The 26,607-nt window shown below is 54.8% G+C and carries 22 protein-coding genes; 3 read left to right on the top strand and 19 right to left on the bottom strand.

Annotated features, from left to right (window positions below):
* Positions 1-17: 17 nt before the first annotated feature.
* The 4 genes from trmD to ffh form a co-directional block, all read right to left on the bottom strand.
* Positions 18-794, bottom strand: a complete 777-nt coding sequence (gene trmD / locus Q3O59_RS02695; RefSeq protein ID WP_305944120.1) for a tRNA (guanosine(37)-N1)-methyltransferase TrmD — start codon at positions 792-794, stop codon at positions 18-20.
* The gene (gene rimM, locus Q3O59_RS02690; RefSeq protein WP_305944119.1) at positions 794-1,324 is read right to left on the bottom strand and encodes a ribosome maturation factor RimM; all 531 of its coding nucleotides are present in this window, start codon (positions 1,322-1,324) and stop codon (positions 794-796) included. Before rimM ends, trmD begins: the two co-directional genes overlap by 1 nt.
* Positions 1,325-1,350: 26 nt before the next feature.
* Positions 1,351-1,602 (bottom strand): 30S ribosomal protein S16, encoded by a 252-nt coding sequence (gene rpsP / locus Q3O59_RS02685; protein WP_228613285.1) that lies wholly within the window; start codon positions 1,600-1,602, stop codon positions 1,351-1,353.
* Positions 1,603-1,711: 109 nt separating this feature from the next.
* Positions 1,712-3,079 (bottom strand): signal recognition particle protein, encoded by a 1,368-nt coding sequence (gene ffh / locus Q3O59_RS02680; protein WP_305944118.1) that lies wholly within the window; start codon positions 3,077-3,079, stop codon positions 1,712-1,714.
* Positions 3,080-3,129: 50 nt separating this feature from the next.
* Between ffh and Q3O59_RS02675 the strand changes: the two genes are divergently transcribed.
* Together Q3O59_RS02675 and Q3O59_RS02670 are read left to right on the top strand one after the other, a co-directional pair.
* Entirely contained in the window at positions 3,130-4,074 is a 945-nt protein-coding gene (locus Q3O59_RS02675; protein ID WP_305944117.1) for a cytochrome C assembly family protein, read from the top strand.
* 72 nt (positions 4,075-4,146) lie between these two features.
* Entirely contained in the window at positions 4,147-5,421 is a 1,275-nt protein-coding gene (locus Q3O59_RS02670) for an HlyC/CorC family transporter (protein WP_228593362.1), read from the top strand.
* A 38-nt stretch (positions 5,422-5,459) separates the two neighbouring features.
* Here Q3O59_RS02670 and Q3O59_RS02665 read toward each other — a convergent pair whose 3' ends face one another.
* From Q3O59_RS02665 to guaB, 7 genes are all read right to left on the bottom strand, one after another.
* On the bottom strand, positions 5,460-6,083 hold the full coding sequence (locus Q3O59_RS02665; RefSeq protein WP_305944116.1) for a transglycosylase SLT domain-containing protein: 624 nt from the start codon (positions 6,081-6,083) through the stop codon (positions 5,460-5,462).
* Positions 6,084-6,203: 120 nt separating this feature from the next.
* Positions 6,204-7,790 (bottom strand): glutamate--cysteine ligase, encoded by a 1,587-nt coding sequence (gene gshA, locus Q3O59_RS02660; protein WP_305944115.1) that lies wholly within the window; start codon positions 7,788-7,790, stop codon positions 6,204-6,206.
* Positions 7,791-7,893: 103 nt separating this feature from the next.
* Positions 7,894-8,727: a CDP-diacylglycerol--serine O-phosphatidyltransferase gene (gene pssA, locus Q3O59_RS02655; RefSeq protein ID WP_305944114.1), complete on the bottom strand. Its 834-nt coding sequence runs from the start codon at positions 8,725-8,727 to the stop codon at positions 7,894-7,896.
* Between the two features lie 89 nt (positions 8,728-8,816).
* Positions 8,817-9,395 (bottom strand): HD domain-containing protein, encoded by a 579-nt coding sequence (locus Q3O59_RS02650; RefSeq protein WP_305944113.1) that lies wholly within the window; start codon positions 9,393-9,395, stop codon positions 8,817-8,819.
* A gap of 106 nt (positions 9,396-9,501) precedes the next feature.
* A complete protein-coding gene (locus tag Q3O59_RS02645) occupies positions 9,502-9,921 on the bottom strand; it encodes a DUF5412 family protein (protein WP_305944112.1) in 420 nt (139 codons plus the stop codon).
* A 313-nt stretch (positions 9,922-10,234) separates the two neighbouring features.
* Positions 10,235-11,812 (bottom strand): glutamine-hydrolyzing GMP synthase, encoded by a 1,578-nt coding sequence (guaA, locus tag Q3O59_RS02640; protein ID WP_228590197.1) that lies wholly within the window; start codon positions 11,810-11,812, stop codon positions 10,235-10,237.
* A 72-nt stretch (positions 11,813-11,884) separates the two neighbouring features.
* Positions 11,885-13,354, bottom strand: a complete 1,470-nt coding sequence (gene guaB, locus Q3O59_RS02635) for an IMP dehydrogenase (protein WP_228590199.1) — start codon at positions 13,352-13,354, stop codon at positions 11,885-11,887.
* Positions 13,355-13,489: 135 nt separating this feature from the next.
* On the opposite strand from guaB, the gene xseA reads away from it, so the two are divergent.
* Entirely contained in the window at positions 13,490-14,824 is a 1,335-nt protein-coding gene (gene xseA, locus Q3O59_RS02630) for an exodeoxyribonuclease VII large subunit (RefSeq protein WP_369812338.1), read from the top strand.
* Between the two features lie 33 nt (positions 14,825-14,857).
* On the opposite strand, the gene Q3O59_RS02625 is transcribed toward xseA, so the two are convergent.
* The 8 genes from Q3O59_RS02625 to hisS form a co-directional block, all read right to left on the bottom strand.
* Positions 14,858-16,081, bottom strand: a complete 1,224-nt coding sequence (locus Q3O59_RS02625; RefSeq protein ID WP_305944110.1) for an amidohydrolase family protein — start codon at positions 16,079-16,081, stop codon at positions 14,858-14,860.
* A complete protein-coding gene (locus Q3O59_RS02620) occupies positions 16,078-17,355 on the bottom strand; it encodes an amidohydrolase family protein (protein ID WP_305944109.1) in 1,278 nt (425 codons plus the stop codon). Before Q3O59_RS02620 ends, Q3O59_RS02625 begins: the two co-directional genes overlap by 4 nt.
* A gap of 158 nt (positions 17,356-17,513) precedes the next feature.
* Entirely contained in the window at positions 17,514-20,645 is a 3,132-nt protein-coding gene (locus Q3O59_RS02615; RefSeq protein WP_305944108.1) for an efflux RND transporter permease subunit, read from the bottom strand.
* A 3-nt stretch (positions 20,646-20,648) separates the two neighbouring features.
* On the bottom strand, positions 20,649-21,791 hold the full coding sequence (locus Q3O59_RS02610) for an efflux RND transporter periplasmic adaptor subunit (protein ID WP_305944107.1): 1,143 nt from the start codon (positions 21,789-21,791) through the stop codon (positions 20,649-20,651).
* A gap of 149 nt (positions 21,792-21,940) precedes the next feature.
* On the bottom strand, positions 21,941-23,407 hold the full coding sequence (gene der, locus Q3O59_RS02605) for a ribosome biogenesis GTPase Der (RefSeq protein ID WP_305944106.1): 1,467 nt from the start codon (positions 23,405-23,407) through the stop codon (positions 21,941-21,943).
* A gap of 78 nt (positions 23,408-23,485) precedes the next feature.
* On the bottom strand, positions 23,486-24,670 hold the full coding sequence (gene bamB / locus Q3O59_RS02600; protein WP_305944105.1) for an outer membrane protein assembly factor BamB: 1,185 nt from the start codon (positions 24,668-24,670) through the stop codon (positions 23,486-23,488).
* A 5-nt stretch (positions 24,671-24,675) separates the two neighbouring features.
* On the bottom strand, positions 24,676-25,314 hold the full coding sequence (locus tag Q3O59_RS02595) for a YfgM family protein (protein ID WP_305944104.1): 639 nt from the start codon (positions 25,312-25,314) through the stop codon (positions 24,676-24,678).
* 21 nt (positions 25,315-25,335) lie between these two features.
* Positions 25,336-26,607 (bottom strand): histidine--tRNA ligase, encoded by a 1,272-nt coding sequence (gene hisS / locus Q3O59_RS02590; protein ID WP_305944103.1) that lies wholly within the window; start codon positions 26,605-26,607, stop codon positions 25,336-25,338.

The following is a 26,607-nucleotide window of genomic DNA, read 5'->3' as shown; positions in this document are numbered from 1 at the left end:
TCTCTCTTTACCTGGAGTTAACTGTCTTTCTGCTGCAGCGTCTGGTGTTCCTGTTGGAACTCTGCCAGTAACTGTTGCTGCTCCTCAGTCAGAGCCAGGGAATTTAACATATCTGGCCGTCGTAACCAGGTCCTACCCAGGGCCTGTTTCAGACGCCAGCGTCTGACTTTCTCGTGGTGACCACTCAGTAAAACCGGCGGTACCTCTTTGTTTGCCAACACTTCGGGCCGGGTGTAGTGCGGACAATCCAGCAAACCGGATGCAAACGAATCCTGCTCTGCCGATAAATCATGCCCAAGCACGCCAGGTACCAAACGCGACACTGCATCAATCAGCGTCATGGCCGGTAACTCGCCCCCACTTAACACGTAATCGCCGATTGACCATTCTTCGTCAATTTCGGTTTCTATCACGCGCTCGTCAATGCCCTCGTAGCGCCCCGCGACCAACAGCAATTTGCTGTGCTGCGCCAACTCTTGCACCCCTTGTTGATCCAGCTTCCGGCCTTGCGGCGAAAGATAGATGGTGTGCACTTTGCCACCTGCAGCAGCCTTGGCTGCACGTATGGCATCGGTGAGTGGCTGTACCATCATCAACATGCCGGGTCCACCACCATAGGGCCGGTCATCGACGGTGCGGTGTTTGTCCGTGGTAAAGTCCCGCGGATTCCAGCACTGCACATCAATCAGCCCCTGGCGTAAAGCCCGCCCGGTCACCCCGTACTGCGTTATGGCCTGAAACATCTCCGGGAACAGGGAAACCACCCCAACCCAAAGTTTGCTTGATTCCGGCATTAAAACGCGGGATCCCAGTCGACGACAATACGTCGCTCAGTCAGGTTCACTTCCTTAATGACCCTATCGGTTAAAAAAGGCAGCAACCGTTCTTTTTTTCCGAATGCATCGGTGCGGTTGGCTTTCACCACCAGCACGTCATTGGAGCCGGTCTCCATTAAATCGCTGACTTCACCTAAGTGATAACCCGCCTCATTCACTACGGCCAGACCCATCAGATCTTTCCAGTAGTAATCGCCTTCGCCAAGCGCAGGCAAAACACTGGCTGGCACAGCGATGTCGGCATTGACCAGGCTTTGAGCCTGATCGCGATCGGAGATCCCATCCAGCTTGGCAATCAAACCATTGCTATGGCGTTTCCAGCTGGTGACCTGCACTCGTTGTTGACGCCCCTGAACACTGACAACCCAGGGTGTGTAGTCAAAAATCCCTTCCGGGAAATCCGTATAGCTGTTCACTTTCAGCCAGCCATTGATGCCGTAAACCGCACCAAATTTGCCAACCAGAATTAGTTCATCGTTCGAACTCAAGCGACAACTCCACAGACAGTGCTAAATTAAGCCGCAGCTTTCTTAGCTGTTTTTACCAGATTAGCAACACGCTCGCTCAAAGATGCACCTTGTGCAACCCAATGCTCGACGCGTTCCAGGTCCAGACGCAGTTTTTCTTCCGTGCCGCTGGCGATTGGGTTGAAGAAACCAACACGCTCAATAAAACGGCCATCACGGGAAAAACGGCTGTCCGCAACCACAACTTGGTAAAAAGGACGCTTTTTCGCGCCACCACGTTGTAAACGAATAGTTACCATACCGTCCTCTAAGTTTTCGTTCAGGTTTTAAAAATACCAACACCTCCGACGGTTCGGAGGGCTGGTGCATTGTACGGATTTTTGCCCTGATTGCAAGGCATTTCGCGGTTTATCGGGGGGGCAGCATCCCAGGTGGCAACTTGCCGCCAAGGCCGCGCATCATCTTCATCATGCCACCTTTGCCTGACACCTGCTTCATCATCTTCTGCATCTGGGTGAATTGCTTCAGCAGCTTATTGACATCCTGCACCTGAGTGCCAGAACCTGCAGCGATGCGCTTTTTGCGTGAGCCTTTAATTAAATCAGGGAATTGGCGCTCTTTGGGTGTCATCGAGTTGATGATGGCCTCCATCCGGATAAACTGTTTATCATCCATTTGGCCGGCGACATTGGCTGGCAGGTTCTTCATGCCTGGCAGTTTGTCCATCATCGACATCATGCCGCCCATGTTGCGCATCTGACCCAACTGATCGCGAAAGTCTTCCAGTGAAAAGCCTTTGCCTTTCATAACTTTCTGCGCCACCTTGGCCGCTTTTTCTTTATCGACTTTTTGCTCAAGCTCTTCGATCAGGCTCAGTACATCGCCCATGCCCAAAATACGCGAAGCCACCCGGTCCGGGTGGAATGGCTCGAGCGCGTCGACTTTTTCACCCATACCAATGAATTTAATCGGCTTGCCGGTTATGTGGCGAATCGACAAGGCAGCGCCGCCGCGGGCATCGCCGTCAGCTTTGGTCAGAATAACGCCGGTGAGAGGCAAAGCATCGTTGAAGGCTTTGGCGGTATTGGCCGCATCCTGGCCAGTCATCGCATCCACCACGAAGAGGGTTTCAATCGGCGTTACGGCCGCATGCAGCGCTTGAATTTCCTGCATCATGCCTTCGTCAACGTGCAAGCGACCGGCAGTATCCACCAGCAGCACATCAAAGATCCGGGTACGGGCATGAGCAATGGCCGCATTGACGATATCAACCGGCTGCTGCGACACATCGCTGGGGAAGCATTCCACCCCCACTTCGTTGGCCAGGGTTTGCAGCTGCTTGATTGCCGCCGGACGGTAAACGTCGGCGCTGACCACCAGCACTTTTTTCTTTTTACGCTCGGTTAAAAAGCGCGCCAGCTTGGCCACCGAGGTGGTTTTACCCGCCCCTTGCAATCCAGCCATCAGCACCACGGCCGGCGGCTGGGTATTGAGCGCCAACTCTTCATTAGCCTGCCCCATGGCTTCTTCGAGCGCTTTGCGCACGATTTTAATGAACTCCTGGCCCGGGGTCAGACTTTTGCTGACCTCAAGGCCAACCGCCTTTTCTTTCACCTGCGCCACAAAGTCGCGCACCACCGGCAGGGCCACATCGGCTTCCAGCAGCGCCATCCGCACTTCGCGTAGCGTTTCTTTGATGTTGTCTTCGGTCAGCCGGCCCCGACCACTGATGTTTTTCAGCGTACGGGTCAGCCGCTCGGATAAATTCTCAAACATGGCATGGTCCTGCATTCGATATCTAGCGGTAAGTATACCTGAGTCCGATGATGGCGTCAGCCACCGTACCAGCGCGTATTCACTTGCTGCTGTGCTGCGAAACAACCACTGATGCCGCTTTAGGCATTGGTATTCGTGGCAAGTTGCAATACAATGGCTATCTGACTGTAATTCAGGGAAAGTTTTGCATGCACTCGCTGTTGTTACCGCTGCTTGCCATGGTGGCCTATGCCGTGGCTGCGGGCACAGTTTTGAATCGTTTGTTTCACCCGGCCGGGCCGGCGCTGAAACTCACCTTTAGCGCCGCTTGTCTGGGCCTGGTGCTGCATGCCATCCATTTATCCTCGGCTTTATTTACCGCCGAAGGGCAAAACTTTAGTCTGCTCAATGTCAGCTCGCTGGTCAGCTGGTTGATTACCATGGCCGTCACTCTGACAGCATTGCGCTCGCCCCTTATTTTACTGCTGCCAGTGGTCTATGGGGTGGCAGCTTTACTGCAACTTGGCGTGCTGGTGCTGCCACAAGGCACCCAGCTGGTGAAGATTGATCAGAGCCCAATGTTGCTGCTGCACATTCTGGTGGCCTTTATTGCCTATGTCATCCTGATCCTGGCGACGCTGTACAGCGTGCAGGTCAGTTACATCAGTTACAAGCTAAAGCACAAAGCACTTAGCATGACCTCGCAGTTGCCACCACTGATGCAGGCAGAGCTGCTGCAATTCCGTTTGCTGCTGATCGGCACCCTGCTGCTGGGCATCACTCTGCTCAGCGGTGCCCTGTTTACCGGCGACTGGTTTGCCAAACACAATCTGCATAAAAATGTGCTGAGCTTGCTGGCTTTTGGTGTCTTTGCCATGCTCAGCTGGGGCCATGCCCGTCTGGGCTGGCGAGGTAAAACCGCCATCAGTCTGACGCTGCTGGGCAGCATCTTGCTCACACTGGCTTATTTTGGTAGCCGTTTTGTGCGTGAAGTGCTGTTAAACGGTGGCTTTTGATGTTTTACATCTGCTTAAGCAGCAACCATACTATGCTTTCGAACTCCCTTAGGTCATACAGGTAACTCAGATTTGGACGCGATAGCCACCAGTACTTTATTTATTATTCTTGGCGTACTTATTCTGATTTCCGCGTACTTCTCTGGCTCTGAAACCGGCATGATGTCGGTGAATCCCTACCGGTTAAAGCACCTGGCCAATGAAAAGGACAAAGGCGCGGTCCGGGTCAGCCAACTGCTGAAGCGCCCTGATCGGCTGATTGGCCTGATCTTAATTGGCAACAACCTGGTCAATATCGCCGCTTCAGCCATCGCCACCATCATTGGTCTGCGGCTGTTTGGGGATATTGGTATTGCCGTGGCCACCTTTGGCCTGACGCTGGTGATTCTGGTGTTTGCCGAAGTCACGCCAAAAACGCTGGCAGCCCTGCACCCGGAGCGGGTGGCCTTTCCCAGCTCTTTTATTTTAAAGCCCCTACTCAAGCTGCTGTACCCAGTCGTGTGGCTGGTGAATCAGATTACCAATACCTTTTTGAAACTGTTTGGTATCAGCGCCGAGCAGCATCAGGGCAACAGTTTAAGCGCCGAAGAGCTTCGTACTGTGGTGCACGAAGCGGGAGCCCTTATTCCGGAGCAGCACCAGAACATGCTGGTTGGGGTGCTGGATCTGGAGCATGCCACAGTCGAAGACATCATGATCCCACGCAATGAAATCAATGGGCTGGATGTCAACGACGACTGGAAGCAGCTGGTACGCCAACTGGCGAACTCGCCGCACAGCCGCTTGTTGCTGTACCGCGATACCATCGACGATGCGCTGGGCTTTCTCAATACCCGCGATCTGGTGCGGCCTTTGCTGAAAAAGCAATTGAGCAAGGCCACTTTGTTGCGGGCGGTGCGGGATATTTACTACATACCCGAGGGCACGCCGCTGAGCACTCAGCTGCTCAAATTCCAGGCTTCCAAAGAACGCATCGGTCTGGTGGTGGATGAGTACGGCGATATCCAAGGCCTGGTTACGCTGGAAGATATTTTAGAAGAAGTGGTCGGCGACTTTACCACCGATGCGCTGGAAGACAATCACGAAGAAATTATTCCGCAACCTGATGGCACCGTGCTGGTGGAAGGTGGCATCAACCTGCGCGACCTGAACCGGGAGTTGCAGCTTAACTTTCCGACCAATGGCCCTAAAACCCTCAATGGGCTGGTACTGGAGTATCTGGAAGAGATCCCGCAAGGCAGCCTTAGCCTCAAACTGGCTGGTTACAAGCTGGAAATAGTTGAGGTGCAAGACAACATGATTAAAACCATCCGGCTGTTTCCGCTGTCCAAAAAGCGGCGGGATTAACCGCCGCTCTGCAATCAAGCTGTTAGGACGCGCTTAGATTAAAAGCCAATCAAACGACGGAACCAGCCTCGCTGCAGCTCACGCTCACAACTTGCCAGCTGAGTCGCGTACATTTGTGCTCGGTCATCAACCCGGCGCGCAACGGCAATCAACCAGGCCTTGTCCCGGTAGCTGCCGCGGCGGTAACCACCCCAACCTTCATGGTAATTCAGGTACTGATTGTAGGCGTCCCATTTGGATACCCCGTTCAGCCGATGGGTTTTATCCATGTACCAACCCATAAAGTCCATCGCATCGGCAAAGTTGCTGCGACTGGCGAATCGGCGGTTGGTTTCGCGCTGGTAATCGGCCCAGGTTTCATTTTTGGCCTGAGAGTAACCATAGGCCGAGCTGGCACGGCCATAGGGAATAAAGCCAAGGAAATAGCGCATCGGCGGCCGGGCATTATGCCGGAAGCTGCTTTCCTGAAACATCATGCTCATCGGCACATGGATCGGCACGCCCCATGTGTCACGGGTATTGGCCGCAGCCCGGTACCAGGAGCGGTGCTCTTTAAAGATATCGCAAATATTGCTGCTGTTCTGCGGTGGTGGTGTGCTGCAACCGGCCAACAGCAGTGTTGCAACAAAAAATACCGGCATTAAAAGTTTTTTAATTTTCATCTGAACTTTATCTGGTTGGGTGCTTCTAACAAAGTGCAAGGACGCTTAATCGAGTTTTACGTTTCCCTGGATTTCAATCCTGTCTGCGGTCACCCCTCTCCTGGTGACCGCTTTTTTTTGCTACAACGAACAAGGCTTGGGTGCAAAGTAATCCTGCAAGTACTGCTCAAAACTCAAGGTATCTGCTGCCTCTACCGAGGCTTGCTGCCGATGCGACTGAGCGGCCATCGCCTGCATGGCAGCGTCATCGTACTGCTGATAATCCCGCGCCAGCAACTGACTGCGGTACTGCTCTGCCAACTGCAATGCAAAAGGACCATTGTCCTGTTGCTTGCTTAACAGCAGCTGAAGCAAGCGACCGGAGTAGGTCTGAGCCGGGTCCAGCAGGCTAAGGTAAAATCCTTTGACCGTGTCCTGATAGCTACTGCCACCATAGGCCTGATCCAGCCAGGCCGCTACAGCCGTTAAATCAGCAAAAATTTCTTCAGCCCAGTCCTGCATCAAGCGCGGCTGCCCCTGCTGCTGCAGCTCCAGATTTTGCCGGCGGCCATCGGTCACGACTTTTTTCAGGTTCTGCTCGGTCACCAGCTGATCGTCATGGCTCAGCTCAGGGCTTTCCAGCAACAGGCAATAGCACAAAAACACATCCAAAAAGCGCATTTGCTCGGCACTTACCCCAAGCGGACTGAATGGATTGACATCCAGCGCCCGTACTTCAATGTACTCTACGCCGCGCGCAGCCAGGGCGCAGGTCGGCCGCTCACCACTTTGAGTGGTCTGCTTGGGCCGAATGGTCGAGTAAAACTCGTTTTCGATTTGCAAAATATTGCTGTTCAGCTGCTGAAATCCCTGCTCAGCAGAGCAAGGGATATCGGCGTACTCCTCCGATGGCATGGTAATGGCCTGATGCAAACCGGCAATGTACTCATCCAGCGAGTTGTAGGTGACCTTGAGCCGCGACTGGGCGCTGTTGGTGTAGCCCAAATCGCTCATCCGCAGTGAGGTGGCATAAGGCAAGTACAAGCTGCCCTTGCCCAATTGCTGAAATGGGTATTTGCTGTCCCGCCCCTGCAAAAAAGAGCTGCACAGCGCAGGCGAGGCACCAAACAAGTACACAATAAGCCAGGCCATGCGCTTGTAGTTGCGCACCAAGGCCAGGTACTGCGCGGAAATAAAATCTTGCTCAACTTCGGGCTGCCCTAAAACAGCAGCGTAGTGCTGCCAAAAGCCAGCTGGAAACGAAAAGTTAAAGTGGACCCCACTGATGGCCTGCATCATGCTGCCGTAACGGCGCTTTAACCCCTGGCGATACAGGGTTTTCATCCGGCCAACATTGGAGCTACCGTACTGCGCCAGTCGGATTTCATCTTCATGGGCGATGTAGCACGGCATGCTCAGGGGCCACAATCGCTCCTCACCCAGTTGCTTCAGGGTAAAGGTATGGATATCGGCCAGCTGGTTTAAGGTGGTCTCGATCTCTGTCGAGACCGGGGTGATAAATTCCAGCAGCGACTCGGAAAAGTCCGTGGTGATCAGCGGGTGGGTCAAAGCAGCTCCGAGCTCCGGCTGATGCCCGGTTTGCGCTAAGGTGCCATTGGGCTGAATGCGAAGGCACTCGCGCTCCAGTCCACGCTGGATGCCACGAATGCTGCTAAGATGTTCGGCAGCAGAGAGCGCTGCCAGACGTTGTGAAAGCAATGAGTTCAACGGATACCCTTCCTCAATTGAAGGCTCGCATTACGGAGCGACAGGCCAAGCCTGCCGCTTACTCTACTTTGGAAACAAGGCCGCGACAAGGCATCACGGCGCTTTATCCCTTGGTTTCTTGCTGTTGCGGGTCTTGCTCGCTGTTTGACTCTTCTGCCTGAGGCTCTTCAAAGTCGGTTGGATTAACATCCCCCACCACGTGCTCAAGCTTCAACTTGTTGACCGAGCGAATGGTGGTAATGGGGCCTGAGCAGGCATACAACAGGAAAATCAGCAGCAACATTTCAGCGGGTCGTGCCGCTATCACCACAAAGATCAGCACCACCAGCAAAATGGTGACAAAAGACACTTTGTCGCGCCAGTTTACATCCTTGAAGGAGTGGTAACGGAAATTGCTGACCATCAGCAGGCCAGCAAGTATGGTCAGAATCCCAAACAAAAAGCCCAAGCCCTGGCCATCCAGCTCGTAGTAAGCACCGGTCCAGACCAGACCGGCCAGCAAGGCCGCTGAGGCAGGGCTTGCCAACCCCTGGAAGAAACGCCCATCGGTCACCGACAAGTTGGCATTAAAACGCGCCAATCGCAGGGCGGCACAGGCGACGAACAAAAAGGCCGCCAACCAGCCAAATTTGCCGGTATCCGACAGTGCCCAGTTGTACATCACCATGGCCGGCGCCATGCCAAAGGACAGCATATCGGCCATGCTGTCGTACTGGGCGCCAAACTCGCTTTGGGTATTGGTCAGGCGCGCTACCCGGCCATCGAGGCCATCAAAGATCATCGCTACAAAAATAGCAATGGCCGCGGCTTCAAAGTGGCCGTTCATCGATGAAATGATGGCATAAAAGCCGGAGAACAAGCCGCCGGTAGTGAGTAAATTTGGCAGTAAATAGATGCCTTTACGCGGCTGAGATTCAGGTTTAACCGGTTCTGTCATAAAGTCCTGGCAGCAGAATAGTCTGAAAGATTATGCCGTTAATGTAGCACGGATCGGAAAAACGCAAAAGAAAAGCCGCTCGTCGGCCGTCATTTCAACAGCCCATCCCGAACCGCAGCCTCTAGCCTGGTACGCATCACCGACCAGAGGGCTTCACTGCCAGCGGCAATGCGCTGGTTGACGGAAAAGACCTGGTCGGCTGTAACGCCATGCGTTTTCCAGCTGTGGCCATCGCCAAGCAGGTTATGCAGTAATGGCGGCACTCTATCAATGGCTTTGGCAAAGCGGGCTTCTGCCGTCTCGCCGGCTTCAAACTCCTGCCAGAGCGCAGTAAATTCCTGCGCCAACTCAGCAGGCAACAGCTGCAACAAGCGGCGAACCCCGGCTGCTTCTTTGGCTTTGTTGTCGCTGGTTTCGCTGGCATAAATGATGGTATCGCCGGCATCGATTTCGCCCAGATCATGAATCAACAGCATCTTGATCACCCGGTGAATATCAACGGCCTCATTGGCAAAGTCTTTCAGCATCAAGGCTGCCAGACACACATGCCAGCTGTGCTCGGCCGAGTTCTCAAATCGATCAAGCCCAACCGGCCTAGTTTTTCGATACACGTCTTTGAGTTGTTCAATCTCGACAATAAAGTTCAGCGTTTTTTCGATTGCTTCCACAGCCCCTCCCGGGCACTTTACTTTGCAGTTGTGTTAGTTGTTATGTGTTTAGCGCGTGTTCGCAGGTGCCCCACCAGCTGCCATGGGCCTGGGGTACTGTGTTCGGTTAACTATCACTTACGGCATAACTGACTTCAATTTTATTCAACCAGCCCTGACTTTGTGCAGCCTTGACCTCGGAACCATCAAGTTGCCTATTGATGAGTAATTCCTTGTTTAAAAGCCATTTCAATTCCAACGCATGGGCATCCGGATGACCTCTGACAATAAACGTATTGCCACTTTTATTTTTCAGCGCTGCGTTGTTCTTCAAAATAGAAATCTGGGTACTGAAGTCCGTGCTTGCGCCGCAATCACGCTGGAAAACAATGGCTTTGTACCGCCTGTCCGGAGAGTGAATTTCCGCATAAATGTCATTGCCACAGATGCCATCAGCACCAAAAGAAAGCACCAAAGCAAACATCAATATTGGCAAACCGACAATCACCAACAAAATCACCAATGCCACTTTAATGATAGATTTCATGCAACAGCTTTCTTTAAAATCATGGTAGCTCCCCCGTCATCCACTGGTCGTATGCATGACGCTATTAAGCCATCTTTTGCCAATGAGTGATAGCTTGAATTTCTGCCAACACCCTCTGCTCGGCTTGTTGGGTCTTGCTACAACCCCACCTCAGCTGCATGTTCCATCAAAGTCGGCCAAGACACCCAGGAATCAGGCCAAACAAAGAGCAGTGCCGGGCCTATTACCTAACTTTTGAGTCACTGGGCTTTTGATTCACTGAGTATAAAAAAACCCCGGCATCGGAGCCAGGGTTTTAGGTTCGCTTAGGGCTTTATTCCCACTCAATGGTCGCCGGTGGCTTGCCGCTGATGTCGTACACCACGCGGGAGATGCCGTCGATTTCATTGATAATGCGGTTGGATACCTTGCCCAGCATGTCGTAAGGCAGGTGGGCCCAGTGCGCCGTCATAAAGTCGATGGTTTCAACCGCACGCAATGAAATCACCCAGTCGTACTTGCGGGCATCGCCCATTACCCCAACCGAGCGAACCGGCAGGAAGACAGCAAAGGCCTGGCTGACTTTGTGGTACAAGTCCGCTTTGTGCAGCTCTTCGATAAAAATCGCATCGGCACGGCGCAGCAAGTCGCAGTACTCTTTTTTGATTTCGCCCAGCACCCGCACACCAAGGCCCGGGCCTGGGAATGGGTGGCGGTACAGCATGTCGTACGGCAAGCCCAGCTCCAGGCCGATTTTGCGCACTTCGTCTTTAAACAGCTCGCGCAGTGGCTCAACCAGGCCCATTTTCATGTGCTCTGGCAAGCCGCCAACATTGTGGTGCGATTTAATCACATGGGCTTTGCCAGTAGCAGAGCCTGCCGATTCAATCACATCCGGGTAGATGGTGCCTTGCGCCAGCCAGCGGGCATTTTTCAGCTTCTGCGATTCTTCGTCGAACACCTCGACAAAGACCCGGCCAATGGTTTTCCGCTTTTGCTCTGGGTCGTTCTGGCCCGCCAATGCATCCAGGAAGCGATCTTCAGCGCTGACATGGATGATGTTCAGACCAAAGTGGTTGCCAAACATGTCCATCACCTGCTGGGCTTCGTTTAGCCGCAGCAAGCCGTTGTCGACAAAAACGCAGGTCAGCTGGCTGCCAATGGCCCGGTGCAGCAACATAGCAGTGACCGAGCTGTCAACACCGCCGGACAGGCCCAGAATGACTTCGTCGTCACCGACCTGCTCACGAATGCGCAAAATGGCATCTTCAATGATGGAAGCCGGCGTCCAGAGTTTTTCGCAGCAGCAAATATCCACCACAAAATGCTCCAGCATCCGCAGACCCTGACGGGTATGGGTTACTTCCGGGTGGAACTGCACCCCGTAGAACTGGCGCGCTTCGTCGACCATGCCAGCATGCGGGCAGGTATCGGTGCGGGCCACGGTTTCAAAGCCGGCCGGGATTTCGATGACTTTATCGCCATGACTCATCCAGACATCGACCAGCGCTGTATTGCTGGCACTGATGTGATCTTCGATGTTGGCAAACAAACGGTTTTTAGCAATGACTTCCACCTGCGCATAACCAAACTCACGCATATCGGAGCAAGACACCTTGCCACCCAGCTGCTCAGCCATGGTTTGCATGCCGTAACAGATGCCAAGCACCGGCACACCGGCTTCAAACACATACTGTGGCGCACGGGGTGAGTTGGCCGCAGCCACGCTTTCCGGACCACCGGATAAGATAATACCGGTTGGGTTAAAGTCGCGAATTTGCTCCTCGGTCACGTCCCATGCCCACAGCTCACAATAAACGCCGATTTCACGAATACGGCGGGCAATCAGTTGGGTGTACTGGGAACCGAAATCCAGGATCAGAATGCGGTGCAGATGAATGTTTTTGCTCATAGGGACCTTTTTAAATCCAATCGTTGTTAAAACAAACGGCTGGCAAGCGCCAGCCGCTGTAAAGCGCAGCCTTTAGCCCATGCGGTAATTCGGCGCTTCCTTGGTAATTTGCACATCGTGCACGTGCGACTCGCCCATACCAGCGGCAGTCACTTTGACAAATTCCGGCTTGGTGCGCAGCACCTCAATGCTCGCGCTGCCGGTCAGGCCCATCGCAGAGCGCAGACCGCCCATTTGCTGGTGAATAATGTTTTCAATCGGGCCCTTGTACGCCACCCGGCCTTCGATACCTTCCGGCACCAGTTTCTCGGCGTTGTCGCTGCCCTGGAAATAACGGTCGGACGAACCATGCCGCTGCGACATCGCGCCCAGCGAACCCATGCCGCGGTAAGATTTGTAGTAACGTCCCTGATACAGCTCAACTTCACCCGGTGACTCTTCGGTACCGGCAAACATCGAACCAACCATCACGCAATGGGCACCCGCCACCAAAGCTTTGGCAACATCACCGGAGAAGCGGATACCGCCATCGGCAATGATTTTCACCTTGGTGCCCTTCACCCCTTCCACTGCATCAGCAATGGCGGTGATTTGCGGCACACCACAGCCGGTGACAATACGGGTGGTACAAATAGAGCCTGGGCCGATGCCCACTTTCACTGCATTGGCACCGGCTTCTGCCAGTGCTTTGGCACCTTCGGTGGTCGCGACATTGCCGGCAACAATTTGCAAGTCCGGGTACTGAGCACGGGTTTGTTTCACCCGGTCAATCACCCCCTGCGAATGGCCATGGGAGGTATCAATCAGCAGAATGTCGACCCCGGCTTCGACCAAAGCGGCAATGCGCTCGTCGGTACCGGCACCCACACCGACGGCAGCGCCAACCCGCAAACGGCCCAGTTCGTCTTTGCAGGCGTTTGGCTTGCTGGCGGCTTTGTAATAATCGCGAACGGTAATCAGGCCTTTTAATTTAAAGGCATCGTCCACCACCAGCACTTTTTCAATGCGATGCTGATGCATCAGTTTGAAGGCGGCTTCACGTGAGGCTTGCTCATTCACCGTCACTAAGCGATCTTTTGGTGTCATCAGCTCAGCGACCTTGGTGCCAGCACTGGCTTCAAAGCTCATGTCACGGCCGGTAACAATACCGACCAGATTGTGGTTGGCATCCACCACCGGGAAACCGGAGAAACCGTGTTGCTGCGCCAGGGCCTGAACTTCACGGACCGTCATCTCAGGCGATACGGTGACCGGATCCGACACCACGCCACTTTCGTATTTTTTCACCCGACGAACATGCGAGGCCTGTTCTTCAATGGTCATATTTTTGTGGATAAAACCAAGGCCGCCTTCTTGCGCCAATGCAATGGCCAAACGGGCTTCGGTCACGGTATCCATCGAAGCGGAAACCATCGGAATATTCAGCGAAATGCTGTCGGTCAGTTGGGTGCGTAAGTCGGCAGTATGGGGCAGTACGGTGGAGTGCGCCGGTACCAGTAACACGTCGTCAAAGGTAAGGGCTTCTTTCTTGATCCTGAGCATCGCAACAATCTCGCTTCTGGAAAAACCTAAGGAATGTTGCGGCGCAATTTTAACGCTTTTTCGCCGCTGGAACAAACGATTTTTTAGTTTTATGTTAGAGTAAGGCCCTATTCACAGCAGGCTTTGGCTATCCACATGCAAAACAACGACATTTACACCGTGTCCCGACTGAACAGCGAAGTCCGGATGGTGCTGGAGCAGCAATTCCAGCGCATCTGGCTGCAAGGCGAGGTGTCGAACTTTGTCGCGGCAGGGTCCGGGCATTGGTATTTCTCGCTGAAAGACAGCGGGGCTCAGGTGAAGGTGGCGATGTTTCGGCAGCACAATCGCATGGCCAGCGTGCGGCCACAAAACGGCCAGCAGGTGCTGATCAAAGCCCGCATCAGCGTCTATGAGCCCAGAGGGGACTACCAGTTGCTGGCCGAGCTGCTGGAAGATGCCGGCAGCGGTGCATTGCAGCTGCAATTTGAACAGACCAAGGCTCGCTTGCTGCAGGATGGCTTGCTGGCGTCTGAGCGCAAGCGCCCTTTGCCTGCCATGATCCAGCGCCTGGGCATCATCACCTCCCCTACCGGCGCCGCCATCCGGGATATTTTAACGGTGTTGCAGCGCCGGGCTCCTGGCATGGAAGTGATTCTGTACCCCAGTCTGGTGCAAGGTGCCAGTGCGGCCCGACAATTGTGCCAGGCGTTGACCACCGCCTACCGCCGCGATGAAGTGGATGCATTGATCATCGGCCGGGGAGGCGGCTCGCTGGAGGATCTGTGGTGCTTTAACGACGAAGCACTGGCCCGGTTGATCGCACAAAGCCCGGTGCCCATTGTCAGCGCAGTAGGTCATGAAATTGACGTCACCATCAGCGATCTGGTGGCCGATATCCGCGCTGCCACGCCCTCAGCTGCTGCAGAGCTGGTCTCGAGCGATCAACTGCATTTGATGGAACGGCTGCACCGGCTGCGCCGGGCTCTGGTGCAGGCACAGCGTCAATTGCTGCAGCGTTTCTCCCCCCGGCTTGAGCAGCTCAGCCAACGGTTGCAGGCGCGCCACCCAGCGCGGCAGCTGCAGCAACAGCAACAGCGGCTGGATGATGTAGGCTTGCTGTTGCAACGGCGGATGCAACAGCAGCTGCAGCGCCTGCAAGCTCAGCAGCAACTGCTGGACCAGCGGCTGCGGTTGGCATCGCCGGTTCGCACCTTGCAGCAGCAACGTGCTCAGTTGCAGCCGTTGCAAAAAGCGTTGTCACAAGCAATCCGGCAACGGCTGCAACAGCCTCAGCAACGCTGGCAGCTGCTGCTGGCACGGCTTGATACCGTCAGCCCGCTGGCAACACTGGCCCGGGGTTACAGCATTAGCTTTGATGCGCAGCAGCAGGTGCTGACCGATGCCAGCCAGCTGCAACCCGGCCAGCAGGTGCATACCCGGCTGGCACAGGGCAGTTTTGTCGCCGAAGTCAAAGCCACGACTCCCTAGAGCGAACGCTAATCAGCGCCAACAACAGCAGCTTTAATGCGGCTCATCACTGACCAGCTGGCCATTGATGATCACCTGACGCACCTGGGTGGTGTATTCAAAGGGGTCGCCGCTAAAGAGCACCAGATCGGCATCTTTGCCGACGCCAATGGAGCCGACCTGCTGTTCAATACCGAGGATTTTGGCAGCATCAATGGTGATAGCTGCCAATGCGGCTTCAAAAGGTAGCCCGTAAGCAGCTGCAATGGCCGCTTCCCACAGCACCACCCGGGTTTTGGGCACATAGGCTTCGTAACCACTTTGAAATGCAAAGGGAATGCCCGCCTGGTGCAGTTGCTGCGCCGTGGTAAAGCTGGCATTTTCCAGCTCACCAAATTGACGCGCCATGGTCGGATGCAGAATCACCGGCACGCCGGCCGCCTTGATGGCATCCAGCATTAAGTAGGCCTCGGCAGCGCCATCAAGCACAATGCGGATCCCAAACTCATCGGCAATGCGCAGGGCTGAGCGCATATCCTGTTCACGATAGGCGGTGACAAGCAAAGGCACCGAGCCATCCAGTACCGCAACCAGTGCTTCCAACTCCAGATCACGGGCAGGCGCTTTGCCTTCCTCGGCCACCTGCCACTGCTGCTGGTATTCCTGCGCCCGGATCAACTGTTGCCTTAGCATGGCAATTTGCTTGGAGCGGGTCCCGGGGCTGCGGTTCTCGGCGCCAAAAGCACCGGGCCCCAACTGTGCCACAATCATCGCCAGCGGTTGCATTAAGCCATCATCGACCTGAGCCCCATAACTTTTACGCAGCATGGTCTGGCCGGAAATCAGTGCACCCGGGCCATGGCCGGTATGCAAAGTGGTGACGCCCAAGCTGCGCACCCAATCGACCAGTCGCTCCCGGGCGTTAAAGGCATCCAGCGCACGCAACTGCGGCTGCATGGCGGTTGAGTTTTCCAGTTGGTCCTGATCGTGCGGCTGATTCAGATAACCGGCCAGTCCCACCACAGTTCTGGCATCGATCAGACCCGGTGTCACTACAGCGGCATGCAAGGTCTGAATGCCAGCTGGTGGGCGGATCTCCGCCTGGCGTCCAACCTGGCGTATTTTACCATCCTGGATCAGCACGGCACCGGACTCGATCACAGGCCCGTTTTTGGTGTAGAGCCTGTCGGCCAATACCAACATGGATTCAGCCTGCAGCGGGCTACTCAGCAGGCACAGGCCCACCAAGCCGGATAAGGCGTTGCGTCTGGTAATCATTGTGCGGCCTCCAACTGCAGAACATCACTGGCCACTTGATCGCGACCGGCACCATAGCCCCCGGTAGCAAAAAGTGCATGCTCGGGGTTGTTCAAATCAAACACTTGCTCGCCCTCCACCCAGGTTTGCTCCACCCGGGTATAAAGACTGAGCGGATCACCACTTAATACAATAAAATCGGCATCTTTGCCGACTGTCAGGCTGCCAACACGATCTTGCAGATCCAGCATCTTGGCACCATTGATGGTGACGGAGCGCAGCGCGGTCTCGCGATCCAGACCAAAGCGAACCCCCATGGCAGCGGAGCGCAAAAACAAGCGGGAATCGGTAATGGGATCGTCGGTGTGGTACGCCAACAGCACCCCGGCATCAGCCAATACCTTGCCATTGTCGGGCAGCAAGTTCATTACCTCCAGCTTGCCGCCGGGACTGTCAATATGGATGATGGAGGCAGCGACCCCTGCCTTGGCAATGGCATCAGCCACCAGAGCACCTTCACTGACATGGTGCAGCACCACCCGAAAGTTAAACTCGTCGGCCAGGCGCAACACCGTCAGCACATCGTCATGACGGTGGCTGTGATGGTGGACAATGCGTTCGCCACTGAACACCTCGCAAAGCGCATCTTGCCCCAGGTTGCGAGCCGGGGGATTGTCGGACTCACGGCGCTGGCAGTACTCCTGAGCGGACACCAGCTGAGCGCGCATTAATGCAGCCGCTTTGCCACGGGTACCAGGAAAAGGCGAAGCCCGCAGTGGATTGGTGCCATTGGCCATTTTAATGCCCCCAGCCATGCCCCCCGACTCGGTGCGTATCGCCAGCTGCTCAATGCTGCTGGCATTGCGCAACTTCAGATAACTGGTTTGCCCGCTTAGCAAATGCCCGGAGCCCGGCATCACATTCACGGTAGTAATGCCACCGGCCCTGGCTTTCATAAAGCCGGCATGGCGGCTGTTGATGGAGTCCAGTGCCCGCACATCCGCCTGGATCGGTGCACTGCGATCGGCACCAGCCACCTGGCCAATGTGGGAATGGGTATCCACCAGACCCGGCATAATGACTTTGCCATCCAGCTGGTGCACTGTTGCCGTTGCGGGTATGGCAACCTGGCTGCCGACCGCTACAATCCGGCCCTGATCCACCAACAGAGTGCCATTGGCAATGGGCGGACCATCCATCGTCAGCAGCGTTGCCCCGACAAAAGCCTGAGGGCTATCTTGCGCCTGAACTGCACAAACAACACATCCGAAGGCCAAGAGAAACGATTTTCGCATGGTACACACCTTTTAAAAAACAGTTCTCCAGCATAGGCAGGGATTGCTGTCACAACAAGCAGCATTGATCCTAAAAAGCGCACCGGGTATCGCAAAGACAAGCGGGCTCATTGAGCCCGCTTGTCGTTTAGCGCTGATTCCAGAGCAGATTCAAAGTATCAGGATGCTGCATCCACCGTAGCATTACGGCTGAAGAGCCGTCTCTTCAATGCCTTGAACGGTCGTTTGCAATCCTCCAAAATCAGGTAGAGGCAAGGCACCAGCACCAGGGTAATTAAGGTGGCAAACAGCACCGCAAAGCTCAGCGATACCGCCATCGGAATCACAAACTGCGCTTGCAAACTGGTTTCAAACATAATGGGCACCAGACCAAAGAAGGTGGTTAAGGAGGTCAGTAAGATGGCGCGAAAACGCATCTTACCGGCACGTACCACCGCATCGGTCATCGACAAGCCCTCCCGGCGGGCCTGATTGACGTAATCGGTCAGCACCAGGCTGTCGTTAATCACCACCCCGGCCGCGGCAATCATGCCGAAAAATGAAAACAGCGACAGATTCATGCCAAAGACAAAGTGGGCCAGCACGGCACCTATCATGCCAAAGGGGATCACCGACATCACAATCAGTGGCTGGCTGTAGCTTTTCAGCGGGATAGCCAACAGAATGTACACCATCAGTAAGCCGGCAATCATGAACAAAAACATCTGGTCGCGCTGACGCTGCTGCTCTTCAATCTGGCCGCCCAGCTCGGTGCGGACGCCGGGAAAGCGCTCGAGCAAATCCGGTAAGATATCCGAGCGCACCAAGCGTACCACTTCACTGGTGGTGACCTGGGCCTGGTCGACATTGGCCGAGACCCGCACCGTGCGAAAACCGTTTTCCCGGTTGATGCGGGAAATGCCCGGTGTTTCAACCAGCTCTGCGACATCGCCCAGCAAGACAAAGTCCCCCGATGGCAGCCGAACCTTGCTGTAATCCAGGGCGGCGATTTGCTCACGCTGCTGTCTGGGGTAGCGCACCATCACCCGAACTTCATCGCCGTCACGGATCATCCGCTGCGCTTCCAGACCATAAAAGCCTGCACCGACCTGAGACGCCAAATCAGCCGGTGTTAACCCCAGCTGGTAGGCAACCGGCTTTAACTGCAAGTTCAGCTCCTTACCAGCCGAGTCGATGGTTGAGCTGAGATCAAAGACCCCTGGCACTTTTGCCAGATCGGCAATCAACGCCAACCCAGCGCGGTTCAACTGGTCAATGTCGCGACCAAACAAACGGTATTCCAGATTGTTCTGCCCGCCCATGCTCAGCACATCGTCAATCACACGCGTCAAGCGCACGCCAGGCAATTCGGGCATGGCTTCGCGCCAGCGCCGCGATAGGGTAAAGGCATTGAAAGGCCGGTCGTCTTCCGGTACCAGCGTCACCAAGACTTCGCCACTGGTTTGGCTGTTTAAAAAGGCAAACACATCCTGCACCAGCGGCTTACCCGTCTCTGCACGCACCCGCTCCTCTTGCTGGTAAATCATGGCTTCAATGGCCAGCAGACTTTCCAGTGTTTGCTGCTCGGAGGCGTTTTGATGCATCTCAAAACGAATGGATGGGTAATCATGCGGTACCGGTGGCGTCATCACTACTCGCAGGTGGTTGGAAGCCATCAGTGCGATGCAGACCATCAACAGCGAGACAAAAGCAGCCAGCGTGGCGTAGCGGTGGCTGATGCAACGGCGTAAAAATGGCTGGTAGCGCTGCTCTATCAGCTGCTGGAACCTGGCCTGAAAGCGACTGCGCCAATGGTTGGGCGACAAGGGCTTGATGTTGCTGTGCGCCAGGTGTGCCGGCAGAATCAGTTTGGACTCGATCAGGCTGAATACCAGACAGAGCACCACCACAATGGAAATATTGCGAAACTCATTCGACTCCATGCCCTGTGCAAACATAAAGGGTGCAAAGACCGCGATGGTGGTCAAGACACCAAAGGTCGCAGGTGTGGCCACCCGCCTGGCTCCCCGGACGATGTTATCGACACTGTGGCCGCGTTGTTCGGTTTCATGGTAGGCACTTTCCCCTATGACAATGGCATCATCGACCACAATCCCCAATACCATGATAAAGGCAAACAAGGTGACAATGTTGATGGTAACGCCGGCAAAAGGCATCAACCAGATGGCGCCCAAAAAGGCAATCGGCAAGCCCAGCATCACCCAAAAGGCCACTTTTACCCGCAAAAACAGCATCAGCATCAAAAACACCAGCACCGATCCTTGCAGCAGGTTGCTCCACATCATGTTCAGGCGACCATTGAGGTAATAGGTCATATCCACCAGGGCTTCAAGCTGGTAGCCCTCGGGCAGCTGTTCGTTTTTGTAGGCCAGGTATTGATGCACACTGCGCGCGACATCGGGCAGCGACTGGCTACTGGAAGCCTGTACCTGCAAAAATGCGGCATTGCGGCCATTGCTGCGCATGTAATTGATTCGCTCTTCAAAACCATCGGAGATTGCCGCAATATCACCCAGCAGCACCCGCTCACCTTGAGGCCCAAAAATCACCGGAATACGGGCAAAGTCGGCAGCACGGTATGCACGCTGCTCTGAGCGAATGGCGATCATGCCGGATTCACTGCGGATCATCCCGGCCGACAGATTGTCCGAGTGATTGCGAATCGCCCGGCTGACATCCTGCAAGCTGAGGTTGTAACGCTGCAAAGTTTCAGGCGCAATTTCGACCGCCACTTCCCAGGCCGGCATCGAGCTAAAGTTGACAAAGTTAATTTGCTCCAGCAGCAGCAACTCGTTCTGGATCTCCCGCCCCATCGCCTTCAACTCCAGCGAGTCCTCACTACCGGTCAGTACCAGCTCCACCGCTTGCTGTCGCCACTCAACCTGATAGATGGTCAAAGGCTCCATGCCGGATGGAAAGGTACCAATGGAGTCAACCCGCAGCTTGATTTGATCGAGGCGGCTGCTGATGTCTTCACCGACTTCCAGCTCAATGCTAAGCCGGCCACCGCCACGCCAGGCAAAGCTGCGAATTCGCTTGATGCCTTCGATGTCCTGCAAGGCTTCTTCGATTTTTATCAAAATGCCTTCTTCGATTTCCTGCGGTGCTGCACCACGAAAAGTCGCATTGATGTGCACGTAATTCACTTCAACTTGTGGAAACATCTGACGCTGAATGCTGCTGTAGGTGACAAAGCCCATCACCAATATAAATACCATCATCAGGTTGGCAGCGACCGGATTGTTGGCGAACCAGGCGATAATACCGCGTTTGGGGTCAATGTGATCCATGCCTTACTCCACTTTCGCCAGTTCGTCGTGGCCCGATTCAGTACGCACCTGCATGCCTGGCTGCGGGAAACTGGGTGCCAGCAGCACCAGCTCATCGCCAGCGCTGAGCCCTTGCTCGATCAGCACCCGGCTGCCCTCTTGCCGCAGTACCTGCACGGATTGCCGGCGCAGAGTTTGATCCGGGTTAAGCAGCCAGACATGCTGGCTGTGGACAGCATCTTGCGGCACATCGAACAGCGCCGGATGGGTTAGCCCCGCCAACACCACTTCAACATAATTCCCAAAGCGCAACACCGGCTGCTCTGCCTGCATGCCGTAAGGGTCCTCGACCCGAACCACCAGGTGGCCCATCCGGGTTTGGCCATGAATAAGACCCAGATCCCGCACCACTTCTGCAGAGCGTTGCTGGCCATCGAACAGCACCTGTGCCGGAATGCCCGCCACGGGTTGAGGTAAAAAGCGCGCATCAAAACCGGCCAATGGCAGATGGATCTCCGCCTGTTCCACACTGTAGATTTCACCCAGTGCCGAGCCAGCCGACACCACCTGCCCCAACCCGACCTGACGGCTCACCACCAGCGCATCGTAAGGTGCCACAATGCGGGTACGCTCCAGATCGCGCTGCGCTTTTTGCAAGGCGGCTTGCGCCGATTTCACACCGGCTTCGGCGCTGTGCAGCTGCGGTTTGCGCAGCCCGAGGGCCGAGACTTCTTCCGGCGATAGATGACTAAGCTCTCTGGCGGCAACCCGGGCCAGGGCCCGCTCTTGCTCCAACACCGACTTGGCAGCAGCCAAACCGGCTTCAGCCGACAACACGGCCGCCTGATAATCAGCATCATCCAGCCTGGCCAGTACTTCCCCTTGGTGAATTAAACCGCCGGCAATAAAGTTGGGATGAATGGCGTTGATCCGACCTGAGACCTCAGGCATCAACCGGGTTTTTTCCTGCGGCTGTACCTCCCCAAAAACCCGGACTTCAAAACGGTGGGCTCTTGGTTGTAACAGCTCGGTACTGACTAAAGGCGCCTGAGCACGGTCACTGTCGGTGGTGACCGATTCGGGTGCCGTCAACACAACAAGCGCCACCAGGACGATCCCCAATACAAAGACGCCAACGGCAATGCCAACTTTGGTAAGGCTGCTCATGTTTCCTTCCCCTGCTGAGCAAAAATTACCTTATAAGGTAGCAGACTTGCCGGGGTGAGCTGAACTTAAGAAGTGTTACGCTTTATGAAGGCTGAAACACTTTGTTGCAACTTGTTGAGCAGCCACAAAGTGTTTCAGTGGGAAGGGCGTTAATTTTTTTTCAGCTTTTGCCGGGCTTTGAGCAGACGCTCACGTTTGTATTGCTGATTGGGTGTTAAACTGGCTCGTTTTTTCTCGGTGGCATAGGGGTTTTCACCTTCACGGAACTCAATGCGTATCGGCGTTCCCATAATCTGCAAGGCTTTGCGGTAATAGTTCATCAGGTAGCGCTTGTAAGAATCTGGCAAGGCAGTGACCTGGTTGCCATGGATCACCACAATCGGTGGGTTGTAACCACCGGCATGGGCATACTTTAGCTTGACCCGACGCCCTTGCACCAGTGGGGGTTGGTGATCATCCTGAGCCATTTTCATAATCTGAGTCAACACCGAGGTATTGATGCGACGGGTCGCAGACTGATAGGCCTCTTCCACCGACTCGAACAAGTTTCCAACGCCAGAACCATGCAGCGCCGAAATAAAATGCAGTCGTGCAAAATCAATGAAACCAAGACGGCGATCCAGCTCACGCTTCACCTCGTCTTTGATGGTCTCGTTCAATCCATCCCACTTGTTGACGGCAATCACCAAAGAGCGACCAGCATTGAGCGCAAAGCCCAACAAGCTCAGATCCTGATCGGCAATGCCCTGGCGCGCATCCAATACCAGCAGTACCACATTGGCTTCTTCAATGGCCTGCAGGGTTTTAATAACCGAAAACTTCTCGACTTTGTCGTCAATTTTACCCCGCCGACGCACCCCGGCGGTATCGATCAGAATGTAGTCCCGCTCATTGCGCTGCATCGGGATGTAAATGGAGTCCCGGGTGGTGCCTGGCATGTCGTACACCACCACCCGCTCTTCACCGAGAATGCGATTGGTCAGGGTGGATTTCCCGACATTGGGCCGACCAATGATGGCCAGTTTGATCGGCTTATCCTCGGCTGGAGGCTCTACCGCGGCTGCATCTTCGCCATCGGGCACGGCTTCCACCAGTTCAGCTTCGACTGCGTCCACCGCAGGCAAACTGAGTAATGGCCGCAAGGCTTCATTCAACAGCACCGACAAGCCCCGGCCATGGGCCGCTGCAATCGGCCATACCTGGCCCAAACCCAGGCTATAAAAATCGGCGACAGCGCTATCGGCATCCAGACCATCGGTTTTGTTGGCGACCAAAAACACCTGCTTTTGTGCTTTACGCAGGTAATCGGCAATGCCAATATCGCCGGCCGTTAAACCGGCTCTGGCGTCCAACATAAACAGCACCACATCGGCTTCGGCAATGGCACGTAGGGACTGGTCGGCCATTTCAACTTCTATGCCCTCGGCGTCGCCATCAATACCACCGGTGTCTACCACGATAAAGGACAGCTCCTCGAAGTGCACCGAGCCATACTTGCGATCCCGGGTCAGACCAGGAAAATCCGCAACCAGGGCATCCCGGGTGCGGGTTAAACGATTAAACAGGGTCGACTTACCAACATTGGCACGGCCTACCAGAGCAACGACCGGTAACATGAGCTCACCTCAAAATAAAAATAACAGGCTCATCAGAGCCTGTTATAGCTTAACGCAAAAATTGCTGTTGGTATGGCTTTATGGTTGACGCAATACAACCAGGTCGCCATTACGGCTTTGCAGGACCAAAAGTTCACCATTGGTCACCGGAGCTGCATACATGCCAGAGCGATGGAACTGGTGTCGTGCCAGCATGTCGCCGCTGCGTCGATCCAGCCAATGCAGATTGCCTTTATTGTCTCCAAACACCAGATAATCACCAAAAACAGCCGGGGCCGTCAAGAAGTGGCGTTCCAGTGCCGTTTGCGACCAGAGTTCCTGACCGTTGCGACGATCGATGGCATGGACCCGGCCTACGGAATCGACAATGTAGAGTACGTTATCGGCCAGAGCCATATTACGGAAACTGGCGTAATCCCGTTTCCAGAGAGTACGCCCGGAGTTGAGTTCAAGTGCCACCAGCTCGCCATTGTAGGCAATGGCATAGATGGTGTTACCGACCACCAATGGCCGGGCATCAACATCCACCAGGCGAGACAAATCGGTGGCCCCTTGCGGCGTGGCAATCTGCTCTTCCCAGGCAGGCAGCCCATGATCAGAAATCAACACACCGACCTTACCGGAGCCGGAACCAAAAACAACGCCACCCGGCACGATGGAAGGTTCAGCAACGCCACGAATGGTCAAGGCAGGTAGTTCTTGCTCAAATTGCCAGCGATGGCTGCCATCGGCCGGATTCAACGCTACAATGAAGCCAGAACCGGTATTGACGGCTATCATGCCATCACCGGCTGCAGGTGCGGCCAAAACCTCACCCGGCACTTTGCTGGTCCAACGCCGTTCACCGCTAGCCGGATCCAGCGCAATGACTTCCCCATTCTCGGTGCCAAACAACAAGTGACCAAAACCATGCGACAGCCCACCCGAGACCCGGGCCGTATTGGTACCGCGATGGGTGAGTACGCGCCAGGTGCTGAGCACTTCGTCACGACGGACATCGTAGGTCCAGAGTCGCTTACCGCTTTCCAAATCATAGGCATTGATCAGGCCTGTGCGGCTTGCTGCATACAGTTTATCGCCTAAAATAAGCGGTCTGAGACTGGAATCAAAGTGTTGGACGCCGTCCGCTGCACTGTGATCCCAGGCCAATACCGGAGCAAACTGATTGTTGACTTCTGGCAAGACCAACCGCTCTTTTTTTGATGAGCAGCCACTGATGAGCAGTACCGCTAAAGCACCAGCCGCGAGAGTTCGTATCGACATCCGCTTCACAGCCGCTCCTCTACCTGAATATGAGCCAGTTCATCCAGCTTAATTTTTAACAACTGACCGGCTTCCACACCACTGCTGGCTTTCGCTAGCAGGAAAGCTTGTTTGGCAGCTTTGGCATCGCCTTGCGCCAGCAAAATATCGCCTTTTAACTCTTGCTGTTGGCCCTGGAAGCTGTCAGGCAGTGTTGACGCCAGCAGCGCCAGGCCAGCGTCGTATTGCTGTTGCTGCAGGTGGACTCTGGCCAGACGCAAACGGGCAATGGCATCAATCACTGGATCCTTAGTACTCGCAATCACCCGGCTTAGCTGTTGTTCAGCCAGCTCAAAATCGCCAGCCAACACCGCGTCCCTTGCTTTTAACAAGGCTGCAAAGGTGGCATAGGCGGTCCCATCGTGTTGATCAATGTAACCTTCCACATCCTGATGCCAGTCACTGCTTTGCTCCTGAGCCAACAGCAATTGCTCAAAATTGGCCGAAGCCTGTTCAGCCTGAGCCAGTTGATGGCCCTGGTAATAGCGGAAACCATAGAGGCCACCCAGACCTAAAATGGTACCTGCTACAATGGTGATGCCATATTCTTTCCAGAAACGTTTGATGGCTTCAACCTGTTGTTCTTCATTGCTGTAGACGTCCATAACTGCTCCGTTATTCCTGCGCTATTTCGATTGCAAAAAACTGACCAACTCAGTCAGCGCAATACGTTGCTGTGGTTGCTCTTGTCGCAGCCACTTGATGGTAATACTGTTGGTGGCCAGCTCATCGCTGCCCAACACCAAAGCCAGTTCTGCACCTGACTTATCAGCTTTTTTAAATTGTTTCTTCAGGGCACCGCCACCGCTGTGCTGCATAATGCGTTTCTGTGGGAAGGCCTGACGTAGCTGTTCGGCAACCGGAATCAGTGCAAGTTCCTCAGTCAGACCCGCAGCCATCAAATACCAGTCGGCCTGCGGGCTTGGCTCCGGCGCCAGTTCCAACGTTTGCAGCAACAAAATGAGCCGCTCCATCCCCAGGGCAAAGCCAACCGCCGGGCAGGCTTTGCCTCCCAACTGTTCGACCAGACCATCGTAACGGCCACCGGCACACACCGTGCCCTGAGCCCCCAGACTGTCGGTAACCCATTCAAACACAGTTTTGTTGTAATAATCCAGCCCCCGCACCAAGCGCGGATTCACTTCGAAGTCAATGCCCGCTGCCGCAAGCCGCTGTTGCAATTCAGCAAAGTGCTCGGCCGACTCAGTATCCAGGTAGTCTGCCAAACGAGGTGCCTTTGCTAGCAGTTCAGCCAGGGCTGGGTTCTTGCTGTCTAATATTCGCAGCGGATTGCTGTGCAGACGTCGCTTGCTGTCTTCATCCAGCTGCTCTTGATGCGCTGACAAATACTCAACCAACGCAGCCCGATAGTGCTGGCGCGCTTCAGGGCTCCCCAAGGTATTGAGTTCCAGCCGGACATGACGACTTAATCCCAGCTGTTGCCAAAGTCGCGCACTTAAGCTGATGACCTCGGCATCAATGGCAGAGCCCGCCATGCCAAAAGCTTCCAAACCAAATTGATGAAACTGCCGGTAACGCCCTTTTTGTGGCCGCTCATGCCGAAACATCGGCCCCATGTACCACAACCGTTGCTCCTGATTGTACAGCAAGCCATGCTCGTTGCCGGCCCGGACACAGCAAGCGGTGCCTTCCGGCCGTAAGGTCAGGCTGTCGCCATTGCGATCGGTAAAAGTGTACATCTCTTTTTCAACGATGTCGGTCACTTCACCAATGGAGCGCTTGAACAATTCGGTCATTTCGACAATCGGAAAGCGAATCTCCTGATAGCCATAACTGGCCACCGTCTGCCGCAATTGCTGCTCTAAATACTGCCAGACACTGCTGTCTTGTGGCAGACAGTCATTCATGCCACGAATGGCCTGTACTTGTTTCGACAC

It is taken from the genome of Alkalimonas delamerensis (assembly GCF_030717955.1).
Classification (GTDB): domain Bacteria; phylum Pseudomonadota; class Gammaproteobacteria; order Enterobacterales; family Alteromonadaceae; genus Alkalimonas; species Alkalimonas delamerensis.
Note: the sequence above shows the minus strand (reverse complement) of the source record. Positions and strands in the feature narration are given on the sequence as shown.